The 13,191-nt window shown below is 56.4% G+C and carries 6 protein-coding genes and 3 tRNA genes; 4 read left to right on the forward strand and 5 right to left on the reverse strand.

The window, feature by feature from the left end:
- Positions 1-52: 52 nt before the first annotated feature.
- From ptrA to recD, 3 genes are read left to right on the forward strand one after another with little or no spacing between them, the layout of a single operon-like run.
- Positions 53-2,944 (forward strand): pitrilysin, encoded by a 2,892-nt coding sequence (gene ptrA, locus QNH99_RS04900; protein WP_283355078.1) that lies wholly within the window; start codon positions 53-55, stop codon positions 2,942-2,944.
- Positions 2,941-6,480, forward strand: coding sequence for an exodeoxyribonuclease V subunit beta (gene recB, locus QNH99_RS04905; RefSeq protein WP_283355077.1), 3,540 nt, complete (start codon positions 2,941-2,943; stop codon positions 6,478-6,480). The genes ptrA and recB overlap by 4 nt, the downstream gene beginning before the upstream one ends.
- Positions 6,477-8,324 (forward strand): exodeoxyribonuclease V subunit alpha, encoded by a 1,848-nt coding sequence (gene recD / locus QNH99_RS04910; RefSeq protein WP_283355076.1) that lies wholly within the window; start codon positions 6,477-6,479, stop codon positions 8,322-8,324. Before recB ends, recD begins: the two co-directional genes overlap by 4 nt.
- Positions 8,325-8,359: 35 nt before the next feature.
- Here the strand turns inward: recD and argA are convergent, their stop codons facing one another.
- Positions 8,360-9,688 carry an amino-acid N-acetyltransferase gene (gene argA / locus QNH99_RS04915; protein ID WP_096011755.1) on the reverse strand — a complete coding sequence of 443 codons (1,329 nt, stop codon included), beginning with the start codon at positions 9,686-9,688 and terminating at the stop codon, positions 8,360-8,362.
- Positions 9,689-9,920: 232 nt separating this feature from the next.
- Here argA and amiC point away from each other — a divergent pair, with 232 nt between their 5' ends.
- A complete protein-coding gene (gene amiC, locus QNH99_RS04920; protein WP_096011754.1) occupies positions 9,921-11,165 on the forward strand; it encodes an N-acetylmuramoyl-L-alanine amidase AmiC in 1,245 nt (414 codons plus the stop codon).
- 141 nt (positions 11,166-11,306) lie between these two features.
- Here amiC and dsdA read toward each other — a convergent pair whose 3' ends face one another.
- The 4 genes from dsdA to QNH99_RS04940 all read right to left on the reverse strand — a co-directional run bounded on the left by dsdA (position 11,307) and on the right by QNH99_RS04940 (position 13,172).
- Positions 11,307-12,635, reverse strand: a complete 1,329-nt coding sequence (gene dsdA, locus QNH99_RS04925; protein ID WP_283355075.1) for a D-serine ammonia-lyase — start codon at positions 12,633-12,635, stop codon at positions 11,307-11,309.
- A 184-nt stretch (positions 12,636-12,819) separates the two neighbouring features.
- A tRNA-Met gene (locus QNH99_RS04930) sits at positions 12,820-12,896 on the reverse strand.
- Positions 12,897-12,957: 61 nt separating this feature from the next.
- Positions 12,958-13,034 (reverse strand) — tRNA-Met (locus QNH99_RS04935).
- A 61-nt stretch (positions 13,035-13,095) separates the two neighbouring features.
- Positions 13,096-13,172: transfer RNA gene (locus QNH99_RS04940), tRNA-Met, on the reverse strand.
- Between the last annotated feature and the right edge of the window lie 19 nt (positions 13,173-13,191).

Genomic DNA, 13,191 nt, shown 5'->3' on the forward strand with positions numbered 1-13,191 from the left:
TCAGCCGTCGATGCGCTGGCAAGGCGGCTTTTGGGTAACGTAAGAGGTTTACATGCGCACACATGCACGCTTGATCCTGGCCATCCTGTTCAGCCTGGTGGCGTTTACGGTTCAGGCCGAGACCGGCCCCGGCTGGCAGCCCGTTAACAGTACCATTGGTAAAAGCCAACAGGATTCGCGCCAGTATCAGGCGATCACGCTGAATAATGGCATGACCGTGCTGCTGGTATCAGACAAGGATGCACCTAAGTCGCTGGCGGCCTTAACGCTGCCGATTGGTTCACTGGACGATCCTGCACAACAGCCTGGCCTGGCGCACTACCTTGAACACATGGTGCTGATGGGCTCAACGCGTTATCCGCAGCCTGACAGCCTGGCTGACTTCCTCAAGAAGCACGGGGGCAGTCACAACGCCAGCACGGCATCCTATCGCACGGCTTATTACCTTGAAGTGGAAAATGATGCGCTGGAGCCTGCCGTCGATCGCCTTGCGGACGCGATTGCTGAGCCGTTGCTGGACCCGGTCAATGCTGACCGGGAACGCCACGCGGTCAATGCCGAGCTGACCATGGCGCGCGCGCGGGACGGTTTGCGCATGGGGCAGGTCAGTGCCGAGACGATCAATCCGGCCCATCCGGCAGCACATTTTTACGGGGGCAATCTGGAAACGCTACGGGATAAGCCGGGTAGTAACCTGCATCAGGCGCTGCTGGACTTTTACCATGGTCACTATTCAGCCAATCTGATGAAGGCGGTTATCTACAGTAATCAATCCCTGGCGCAGATGGCCGCCATTGCGGCCAACACCTTTGGTCGGGTGGCGAACCACAATGCCAGCGTCCCCGCGATTAGCGAGCCGGTCGTCACGGAAGCACAGCAGGGCATTATTATTCATTACGTGCCTGCACAACCCCGTAAGCAGTTGAAAATCGAGTTCCGTATCCCGAATAACAGCGACCGCTTCCGCAGTAAAACGGACACGCTCATCGGCTATTTAATGGGCAACCGTAGCCCAAATACGCTGGCAGACTGGCTGCAAAAACAGGGGCTGGCCGATGGCGTCAGCGCAGGGGCCGACCCTGTCACCGAACGCAACAGCGGCGTTTTTACGGTCAACGTGTCGCTAACCGATAAAGGCCTTGCCCAGCGCGATGATGTGGTTGCGGCCGTCTTTAGCTACATTTCTATGCTGCGAGAAAAAGGCATCGATCGCCGCTATTTCGACGAAGTTTCCCGTGTTCTGGCGCTGGATTTCCGTTATCCCTCCATCACGCGCAATATGGATTATATCGAATGGCTGGCCGATACGATGCAGCGTGTGCCGGTGGAGCACACGCTGGATGCGCCTTACCTTGCCGACCAGTATGATGCTGAGGCGATTCAGGGCCGTCTTAACAGCATGACGCCGCAGAATGCCCGCATCTGGTACATCAGCCCACAGGAACCGCACAACAAGCTGGCCTATTTTGTCAACGCGCCTTATCAGGTTGATAAGATCACCGCTCAGACGTTTACCCAGTGGCAGCAGCGCGGGCGTGACATGCAATTCGCGATGCCCGTACTGAATCCCTACATTCCTGATGATTTCTCGCTGGTTGCTACCGGGGACAAGGTCTACCGCCATCCGGTGAAGCTGGATAACGATTACGGTATGCGCATTTACTGGATGCCAAGCCAGTTCTATAGCAGTGAACCCAAAGCCAGCATTACCGTCGCGCTGCGAAATCAGCAGGCCATCAGCGATGCGCGCCAACAGGTGCTGTTTGGTCTGAACGACTATCTGGCCAGCCTCGCGCTGGATGAGCTGAGTTCGCAGGCGTCGATTGGCGGGATCAGTTTCTCGACCAGTGAAAACGATGGCCTGGTCTTTAACGCCAGTGGCTTTACGCAACGCCTGCCCGCGTTACTCAAACAGTTAGTTGATCGTTACAGCACCTTCCGGCCCAGTGAATCTCAGCTTGAGCAGGCCAAATCCTGGTACCTGGAACGGCTGGATGCGGCCGAAAAAGGCAAAGCCTTTGAGCAGGCGATTCAGCCTATGCAGCTGTTATCGCAACTGCCTTACACTCAGCGCGAGACAAGGCGCAAACTGGTGAGCGGCATTACGCTGGATGAGGTGGTGGCCTACCGTGATGCGTTAATTAAAAATGCCACGCCGGAAATGATGGCGGTGGGCAATCTCAGCGCCGACAGCGTGACCCAACTGGGGCGCGATCTGAAACAACAGATGCAGTGTGGAGGTATTCACTACTGGCACAGCAACTACCTCAGCGTTGAAAAGCCGCTGAAGGCGAATCTGGAACAGCACGGCAGCAGCACAGACTCTGCGCTGGCGGCACTCTATATTCCCCTGGGCTATGACGAGTACCAAAGCATGGCGAACAGCGCGATGCTCAGCCAGATCGTGCAGCCCTGGTTTTACAACCAGCTGCGTACAGAAGAGCAACTGGGCTATGCCGTGTTTGCCTTCCGGATGCCAGTAGGACGTCAGTGGGGAATCGGTTTTCTGTTGCAAAGTAACAGCAAGCAGCCTGCTTATCTGATGCAGCGCTATCAGGCATTCTATCCACAGGCAGAGCAGCGGCTTCGCACGATGAGCCAGGCCGACTTTACCCAGTACCAGCAGGCGATGCTCAACGATCTTAAACAGCGTCCGCAAACGCTAAATGAAGAAGCCGATCGTTTTAGCCGTGATTTTGATCGCCAGAACTACGATTTTGATACCCGGCAAAAGCTGATGGAGCAGGTCCAGCTGCTTACGCCAGCCGGTCTGGCCGATTTCTTTCATCAGGCCGTGATGCAGAAAAAAGGGATGGCAATGACGTCGCAGATTGCCGGTAGCGGCGAGCGCAAAATTGAATTTGCTCCACTACCTGGCTGGAGAACCTGGCAGGAAATCGCCAAACTGCAGCAGTCGCTGCCGGTAAAGAGTGAAATCCAATGATGCAGTCAAGACCCGAGTCACTTGACCCGTTAACGCTGCCGCTGAACGGCGAGCGGTTAATTGAGGCGTCAGCGGGGACCGGCAAAACATTCACTATCGGCCTGCTTTATTTACGCCTGCTGTTAGGGTTGGGCGGTGAGCATGCCTGGCGCAGGCCACTGTCCGTCGAAGAAATTCTGGTGGTGACCTTTACCGAAGCCGCCACGGCGGAGCTTCGGGGCCGTATTCGTGACAATATCCATCAGCTACGGCTGGCCTGCGTGCGCGGTAAAAGTCAAAACCCGATGCATCAACAGCTGATTGCACAAATCCCTGACCTGCCACAGGCGGCGTCACAGCTGCTGGCGGCCGAGCGGCAAATGGACGAAGCGGCTATTTTCACCATCCACGGCTTCTGTCAGCGCATGCTTAACCTGAACGCGTTTGAATCGGGGATGTTGTTCGAGCAGGAGCTGATTGAAAACGAACAAACCCTGCTCCGGCAGGCGACGGCCGATTTCTGGCGTCGTCAGTGTTACCCGCTGTCGCTGGATGTGGCCAGAGTGATTGCGGCGGAGTGGAGCGGGCCAGACAGTTTGCTGACCACGCTACGACCCTGGCTACAGGGAGAATCGCCGACGCTCAGGCGTCCCCCTCGTGCAGATGAAACCCTGGCCTCACGTCATGCGGCCAATCTTCAGCGTATCAACGCCCTTAAGCAGCAGTGGCAGGCCGCCAGCGACGATGTGGAAGGCATTATTACCGCATCTGGCGTTGATAAACGCAGTTATAGCAGTAAGCACTTACCTAACTGGGTTACCAAAGTGACACAGTGGGCACAGAGTGAGACGCTTGATTATCAGTATCCCAAAGAGCTGGAGCGCTTTGGACAGCAGGTGCTGCATGAGAAAACGAAAAAGGGCGAGGCGCCACAGCATTCCCTGTTTGACGCGGTGGATCGGTTCCTGGCAGAACCGCTAACGTTACGCGATGTCATTATCTGGCAGGCCCTGACGGAGGTCCGCGAAGCAGTCCAGCGTGAGAAGCGTCAGCGTGCATTACTGGGCTTTGATGACCTGTTAAGTCGTCTGGATGAGGCACTTCAGCAGCCGGGCGGGGCGCTTCTGGCTGAAACCATTCGTAGCCGTTTTCCGGTGGCGTTGATCGATGAATTTCAGGATACCGACCCGCAGCAGTATCGCATCTTCCGCACGCTGTATATTCATCAGCCAGACTTAGCGCTGCTGCTTATCGGCGATCCCAAGCAGGCTATCTATGCTTTCCGTGGCGCGGATATTTTTACCTATCTGCGCGCCCGGAGTGAAGTTAGTGCTCACTACACATTAGATACCAACTGGCGTTCGTCCCCAGAAATGGTGGACAGCGTTAACCGGTTGTTTTCGCAGGTCGATGCGCCGTTTCTGTTCTCTTCGATCCCTTTTCTCCCGGTCAGTCCGGCTGCGCCCAACCAGGACTTGAAACTGATTTACCAGCAACAGCCGCAGCCCGCCTTACGCTTCTGGCTTCAGCCGGGGGAAGGCGTTGGAGTAAGTGATTACCAACAATTTATGGCACAGCAGTGTGCTGCAGACATCAGCCGCTGGCTGGTGGCGGGACAGCAGGGACAGGCGCAGATTGGCAAAGGTGATGCCCTACAGCCGGTTAAAGCATCGGACATTACCGTGCTGGTACGCAGCCGGACCGAGGCCAGCCTGATCCGCGATGCGCTGAACAGCCTGGCGATTCCCTCGGTTTATCTGTCCAGTCGCGACAGCGTTTACACTACGCCCGAAGCGCGTGAGCTGTTGTGGCTTTTACAGGCGGTTCAGTCCCCTGAGCAGGAGCGATTACTGCGCAGCGCGCTGGCGACGTCCATCTTCGCGATTGATGCCGCAGAACTGGACGCTCTGACGCAGAACGAACGCGACTGGGATGCGCTGGTAGAGCAGTTTGTCAGCTGGCAGCAAATCTGGCATCAGCGTGGTGTTTTACCCATGCTGCGTGACGTAATGATCAAGCGGCAGCTGGCCGAAAATATGCTGGCGTCAGACAACGGTGAACGGCGCTTAACCGATCTGATGCACCTGGGTGAATTACTGCAGGAAGCCGCGGTTCAACTCGACAGCACGCATGCGCTGGTGCGTTTTCTGGCGCAGCAAATTGCCCGTCCCGACAACCAGGCCTCTAGCCAGCAACTGCGGCTGGAAAGCGATCGCCACCTGGTGCAAATCGTCACCATTCATAAATCGAAAGGGCTGCAGTATCCTCTGGTCTGGCTGCCCTTTGCCGCCGGCTTCCGCGAGGCCGCCAGCGCCCTGTATCACGATCGCGAAAGCTTTGCCGCGATGCTGGACGTGCAGGGCGATGAGCAAAGCCTGTCGCTGGCAGAAGAGGAGCGGCTGGCAGAAGACTTGCGTCTGCTTTACGTGGCGCTTACCCGCTCGGTGTACCACTGCAGCGTGGGCATTGCGCCGCTGATCAAAGGGGCACGTAAAAAGGAAGGCGAGAGCGATCTGCACAAAAGCGCGCTCGGTTATCTGGTCCAGCGCGGTGAAACTGCCGATGCCGCACAGCTCAGCCAGCATCTGCAGGCGCTTGAGGGGGCGGGCATTGAGGTCATAAGCAGCGAACTCCAGCCCGGCGCGATCTGGCATGAAGGCGAAGGTCGTGACGATGCGCTGAGTAGTCGGGAAATGACGCGTGCGCTGGCAGACAGCTGGCGCGTCACCAGTTATTCGGGATTACAGCAGCACGGTAGCTCACCGCTGCTGGATGCGTTACCTAAATTTGATATTGATGCCGCGGGTGAAGCGGCAGACGATGAAGACGCTCTGTTAACGCCGCACCATTTTCCTCGCGGCGCTGCACCTGGTACTTTTCTGCACGGGCTGTTTGAATCAATTGATTTTACCGAACTGCCAGACGCGATCTGGCTGGAAGATCAGCTGCAGCAAAATGGCTATCCGCTGAGCTGGCTTCCGGTCATTCAGCAGTGGATTGCGCGCGTGCTGACGACGCCGCTTAACAAGGAAGGCCTGACGCTGGCCAGTATCAACAGCAGTGACCGACTTATCGAAATGGAATTCTATCTGCCGATTAACAATTTGCTGACTGCAGCCGATCTGGATGCGCTGGTGCGCCGCTACGATCCCCTGTCGCAGCGCGGAGCTAAGCTGGATTTCCGGCAGGTCAAAGGCATGCTGAAAGGCTTTATCGACCTGGTGTTCCGCTGGCAGGGGAAATACTATCTGCTGGATTACAAATCCAACTGGCTGGGTGAAAGCCATGCCGCTTACACGCCCGAAGCGATGGAGCAGGCCATGATCGATCACCGGTACGATCTGCAATATCAGCTGTATACCCTGGCGTTGCACCGTTATCTGCAGCATCGGCTGGCAGGCTACGACTACCAACAGCATTTCGGCGGGGTATTTTACCTGTTTCTGCGCGGCATGGACGGCAGCTCTGCCGATAACGGCATTTTCGCGACCCGACCCGACCCGGCGTTTATTGATGAGATGGATAGGTTGTTTGGCAACACAGAGGAAATGTTATGAGTGATATAAACGCCTTGCTGCTCCAGGCAGTCGAAAAGCGTTTACTGCGTCCTCTGGATATTCAGTTTGCCCGCTTAATCGCGGATGAAACCCGGCCTTTTCTGCTGTTGGCGGCGGCCTGCGTGAGTGCGGATGCCGGAGAAGGCCATGTCTGTCTGCCGCTGGCTAATCTGAGCGAGGCAGGGTTGTTTGCAGGTCGTCAGCCTGCACTGGCCCAGGCTCTGTGGCAGGCTGCAGGCGCACCGGACGATCTGCATGCGCAGCTGGCGGGCTGGTCGGCAGTCAGCGACGGCAGTGCCGTTACCCCGCTGGTGCTGAGCAATCAGCGTTTGTATCTGCATCGTCTGTGGCAGAGCGAAGGGCAGGTTGCGCGCTTTTTCTCATTGCAGCCCGACGAAGGACGCTTCGATTCGCACCGCGCCAGTGAGGTGTTAAACGACCTGTTTGGCAGCCTTCCTGATGACTGGCAAAAGATTGCCGCTGCTGTGGCACTGACGCGCAAAACCGCCGTGATTTCCGGTGGTCCCGGAACCGGTAAAACCACGACGGTAGCAAAACTGCTGGCTGCGCTGATTCGTCTGAATACGCTGCCATTGCGCATACAGCTGGCAGCACCCACCGGAAAAGCGGCGGCCCGTTTAACGGAGTCGCTGGGTAAAGCTCTGCAGGGGCTGGCGGTGAACGAGGAAGAGCGCGCCCGTTTCCCTGCGGAAGCGACGACGCTGCATCGCCTGCTCGGCGCGCAACCCGACACGCAGCGCCTGCGTTATCATGCGGGAAATCCTCTGCATCTGGATGTGCTGGTGGTGGATGAAGCCTCGATGGTCGATCTGACCATGATGGCAAAACTGATTTCCGCCCTGCCTCATCACGCCAGAGTGGTGTTTCTGGGTGATCGCGATCAGCTGGCCTCGGTTGAGGCGGGCGCAGTGCTGGGGGACATTTGCCGCTGTAGCGAAACAGGGTTTAGCGCTTCCCGGGCCTTGCAACTGACAACCCTTACCGGTTGTACGCTTGTGGGCAACGACGCCGAGGCTGCACCCGCGGTACGCGACAGCATTTGCCTGCTGCGGCAGAGTTATCGTTTCGATGAGAAGTCAGGAATCGGCCAACTGGCCCGGGCGGTGAATCAGGGCGATGCGCGCCAGATGAAGACTATTTTCGCCGCAGGGCACCACGACGTTTCTTTTCAGCCGCTCAATGACGGCGACGCTTATCAGGCGATGCTGGACGAGGTGGCGCGGGGCTATGAGGCATATCTGCACGCTGTGCAGCAGCAGGCCGCGCCGGAACAGGCCATCGCGGCATTTAGCCGCTACCAGCTGTTATGTGCCCTGCGTGAAGGGCCGTTTGGCGTACACGGACTGAATCAGCGCATAGAGCAGCGTCTGATGCAGCTGCAACGTCTTCGCCGTCCTGCGCTGGGCAGCCGCTGGTATCCAGGCCGTCCGGTCATGATCACCCGCAATGACAGCGCGCTTGGGCTGTTTAACGGCGATATTGGTATTACTTTACGTGACGAAGAAGGCCAGCTCAGGGTGTTTTTTCCGTTGCCGGATGGCAGCGTCAAAGCGATTCAGCCCAGCCGTTTACCGTCCCATGAAACCGCCTGGGTGATGACAGTACATAAGTCGCAGGGATCAGAATTTGACCATACCGCGTTGGTCATGCCGACTCAGTTTCTGCCGGTGCTGACTCGCGAGCTGGTTTATACCGCCATTACGCGCGCGCGCAGTCAGCTGACCATTTACAGCGATCGCTCAATATTTGAACGTGCCGTACAGCTGCAAACTCAGCGACGCAGTGGACTGGTGGAAAGGTTAGAGGCTGCCGGGCAGGCATAATAAGCAGGGCGGCAGGATGGCCGCCCGGTTGACGGTCAGGTTAAATCGGCCATCAGCACCTTTGAACGGCGCTGATAGTTGTACATCTCTTTCTTACTTTCTGGCAGCGACTCAATATCCACCGGCGTAAAGCCGCGCTCCTGGAACCAGTGAATACTGCGCGTGGTCAGCACGAACAGTTTCTCCAGCCCCATTTGCTTCGCCTGAAGCGCGACGCGCTGCAGCAGCAGTTCACCGCGTGACGAGCTGCGATAATCCGGATGCACTGCGACGCAGGCCATTTCACCAATCTTTTCATCCATAAACGGATAAAGCGCGGCACAGGCTATGGTCAGGTTATCGCGCTGGATAATGGTAAATTTATCGATCTCCATTTCCAACTGTTCGCGTGAGCGGCGAACCAGAATGCCTTGCTGCTCCAGTGGGCGAATCAGTTCCAGAATACCGCCGATGTCGTTGATGGTTGCCCGGCGGATCTGCTCGGCCGATTCCATTACGATCTGTGTCCCGATGCCGTCGCGCGAGAATAACTCCTGCAGCAGCGCACCGTCTTCCTGGTAGCTGATTAAATGGCTGCGGCGCACGCCACTGCGACAGGCTTTTACCGCGCCCCGTAAAAAGCGCACGGTGCCCGACAGAAAATCGCCATCGCTTTCCATTTCATCAATACGCGCCTGAGCATCGTTGGGAAAGAGTTCGGAGACGATGTTGCCTTCACGATCGATCACGCCTTGTTCTGAACAGAAGCCAATCATTTTTTCGGCTTTGAGCTTAATCGCTAACTGCGTGGCAACCTCTTCGGACGTCAGGTTAAAACTTTCACCGGTCACCGACACCGCGACCGGGCCAAGCAGCACAATGGCATCGTTATCCAACTGGCGATGAATGGCCTCTTCATCAATACGGCGGATGCGTCCACTGTGGCAGTAGTCTACCCCGTCATCCACGCCGAGCGGCTGGGCGATAATAAAGTTACCGCTCACCACGTTAATATGCGCGCCCTGCAGCGGCGTGTTATTGAGGCTCATTGAGAGCCGGGCAGTGATGTCCAGCTGTAACCGACCTGCCGCCTGTTTGACCAGTTCCAGCGATGGTGCATCGGTGACACGGGTATATTTGTGGTAAGCCGGTTCCAGCTGATGTGCCGCCAGGCTGGCATCAATCTGTGGACGTGCGCCATAGACCACGACCAAACGGATGCCAAGGCTGTGTAGCAAGCCGATATCGTTGACGATGCTGGAGAAATTCTCATGCTCAATGGCCTCACCGCCAAGCATGATGACGAATGTCTTATCCCGATGCGCATTGATATAGGGAACGGTATGGCGAAAACCCTGAACCAGTTCAGTACTACGTTCCTTCACGGCTAACCCTCAGTGAATGTTTATTCGTATTTTGTGTATTTTTATGCTTTTGACTGCCATTTTGCAAGCGTTAATCCTGACGATAATTTACGTTTTTCTTGATGCTAATGCCGCTAACAGCCTGCATTATTTGGGGTTTCCGGGTGACATTACCTGGAGGATTGGATAAAGTTTTCGCCGCCATTTTATTTGGTTGCCGTTTTTTTAAACACTATATAACAGCTGGAGTGGCATGTCGGAAGGTAATCCCCTGGTTTCACGTAGACGATTATTAAAAGGTACAGGGGCGCTGTTACTGCTCAGCGTCAGTGGCGTAAGTATGGCAGCCACCCGTCATATTCTGGCGGTGCGCATCTGGCCCTCTTCAACCTACTCGCGTATGACGCTGGAATCGAACGTCGCGCTTAAATACAAGCAGTTTGCCCTGACCAATCCTGACCGACTGGTGCTTGATATTGATGGCTTGCATCTCAACGCGGTGCTAAAGGGCGTGAATAAGCACGTGCGCGTTGACGATCCTTTTATTAAAAGCGCCAGAGTGGGGCAGTTTGATGCCAACACCGTGCGCGTGGTACTGGAACTGAAGCGCAACGTTTCCCCTAAAATCTTCAGCCTTGCCCCGGTTTCCACCATCAAGCACCGACTGGTGGTCGATCTTTATCCCAGCCAGGATACGGTTGAAGATGATCCTTTACTGGCATTACTTAAAGATTACAACCAGGGCGATCTGGAAAAAAATGAGACGGTGCAGAAGCCTTTACCCGGTAAAGCCGGACGCGATCGACCCATTATCATCATGATCGATCCTGGACATGGCGGCGAAGATCCCGGCGCGCATGGTAAATACAAAACCCGCGAAAAAGATATCGTGCTGAAGATTGGTCGTCGGCTGAAAACCTTGATCGAAAAAGAGCGCAACATGAAGGCTTACATGACCCGCAACGAAGATGTGTTTATTCCGCTTCGGGTGCGCGTCGCCAAAGCGCGCAAGCAACGTGCTGACCTGTTTGTCTCTATCCATGCGGATGCATTCACCAGCCGGGCCGCGCGCGGTTCTTCTGTATTTGCCCTTTCTACCCGCGGCGCGACCTCTGCTGCGGCGCGTTTCCTGGCGCACAGCCAGAACGAAGCCGATCAGATTGGCGGTGTCAGCATGAGTGGCGACCGCTATCTGGATCACACCATGTTTGATATGGTGCAGCGCCAGACCATCCATGACAGCCTGAAGTTTGGCAAAGAAGTGCTGCATCGTCTGGGGCGCATCAATCATCTGCACAAACGCACCGTGGATCAGGCCGGCTTTGCCGTGCTTAAGGCACCCGATATTCCCTCTATCCTGGTGGAAACGGCGTTCATCAGTAATGTGGAAGAAGAGCGTAAGTTGCGTACCACGCGCTATCAGCATCAGGTGGCAGAGGCGATACTGGAAGGGATCAAAGCCTATTTCAAAAGCGGTGCCGCACTGGCTCACCGCTGAGTCGCAGGCCGGGGGAAACAGGCTGCTACTGCGTTTCCCGGCCTGCCGTCAGGCGGTGAAAGGCGCGTCAGGCCCGGATGCAGGGTGCGTAATCGCGCATCCCGATGTCCGTTTCGGGTCGCAGCAGGGCTGCCCGGGTGCTCAGCGGCCCTTCGCCAGGTAGCGTGCCATTTCGTCTTCCGGCACCATCCCGCCGCCCGTGGCCCAGACCAGATGTGTCGCCTGGTCCAGCTGCGTCGCGGTAAAACCGTGCAGTTGCAGGTAAGCCGCGGCACCGCAGACGCGCTGGGGGCCAGCCATACCGGCAAGCGCCGAGGGCTCCAGTCGCAGGTCTTCTTCCTGCGCCAGCCAGCTCAGCATGTCATACATACTTTGATCGTCAAGCGTATAAAGCCCGTCCAGCAGGCGCTGCATGGCCCGGCCAACAAAGCCGGAAGCCCGACCCACCGCCAGTCCATCTGCCGCCGTGATATTGTCGATGCCGATGTCCTGCACTGAAATACCCTCATGCAAACCGGTAATGATGCCCAGCAGCATGCAGGGAGAGTGGGTTGGTTCGGCAAACAGGCAGTGAACGTGTTCACCAAAAGCCAGCTTCAGACCAAAGGCGACGCCGCCGGGGCCGCCGCCCACGCCGCAGGGTAAATACACAAACAGGGGATGGTTGCTGTCAACCACGCGTCCCTGTTGTTCAAACTGTGCCTTCAGGCGCTGTCCGGCAACCGCATAACCCAGAAACAGCGTGCGGGAGTTCTCATCGTCAATAAAGAAACAGTCCGGGTCAGATTCTGCTGCTTTACGTCCTTGCTCGACTGCCACGCCATAGTCCTGTTGATATTCCACCACTCTGACGCCGTGACTGCGCAGTTTGGCTTTCTTCCATTCCCGGGCGTCCGCCGACATATGCACAGTTACTTTAAAGCCGAGGCGGGCGCTCATGATGCCAATCGACAGCCCGAGATTGCCGGTTGACCCCACGGCTATGCTGTACTGGCTAAAAAACTGCCGGAAGGCAGGGGAAAGTAGCTTGCTGTAGCTATCTTCCCTGGTCAGCAAACCTGTGCCCAGCGCCAGCTTCTCGGCATGAGTCAGCACTTCATAAATCCCACCACGGGCTTTAATCGAGCCAGAAATCGGCAGGTGGCTGTCTTTCTTTAATAACAGCTTACCTGCAATTTTTTGTCCGTATGCCTGTTCCAGCCGCCTCTGCATCGTCGGGATGGCGACGATCTCTGACTCAATAATGCCGCCCGTGACGGCGGTTTCCGGAAAGGCCTGCGCCAGAAAAGGCGCGAACCGGTTCAGACGATCGTGCGCCTCTTTCACATCCTGTGCCGTCAGGCCAACATGAGGAAGGGCTTCCGCGACGCTGGTCGTGGCGGGATTAAACCAGGTGGTTTCGTTGAGCGCGATTAACTCCGCGACCTGCGGGTACTGAGCTGTCAGAGCAGCAATATTGAGATTATTCATACCAGACCTTTTGGTGTCCGAATGAATCATGAAAGCAGAAATGTATCGACCAGAGCAATACCTGCGGCACGAATAACCTTCGGTCTGAGGGGCGTTTTATAAGAGATTAAAAGGGGGAAAGCGGTGGGCTTGTGTCGTTCAGCGGAATTCAGATACAAAAAAACACCCTTTCAGGTGTTTAAAGTGGTTGCGGGGGCCGGATTTGAACCGACGACCTTCGGGTTATGAGCCCGACGAGCTACCAGGCTGCTCCACCCCGCGTCCGATTGCGCATAGCGACTTTCACATTGTTTCTTCTGTCTGAGCACTATCACAGAAGAATTGGTTGCGGAGGCCGGATTTGAACCGACGACCTTCGGGTTATGAGCCCGACGAGCTACCAGGCTGCTCCACCCCGCGTCCGATTGCGCATAGCGACTTTCACATTGTCTCTTCTGTCTGAGCACTATCACAGAAGAATTGGTTGCGGGGGCCGGATTTGAACCGACGACCTTCGGGTTATGAGCCCGACGAGCTACCAGGCTGCTCCACCCCGCGTCCGTGGATGCGCACTATA

This window comes from Pantoea allii (assembly GCF_046529425.1).
Classification (GTDB): Bacteria; Pseudomonadota; Gammaproteobacteria; order Enterobacterales; family Enterobacteriaceae; genus Pantoea; species Pantoea allii.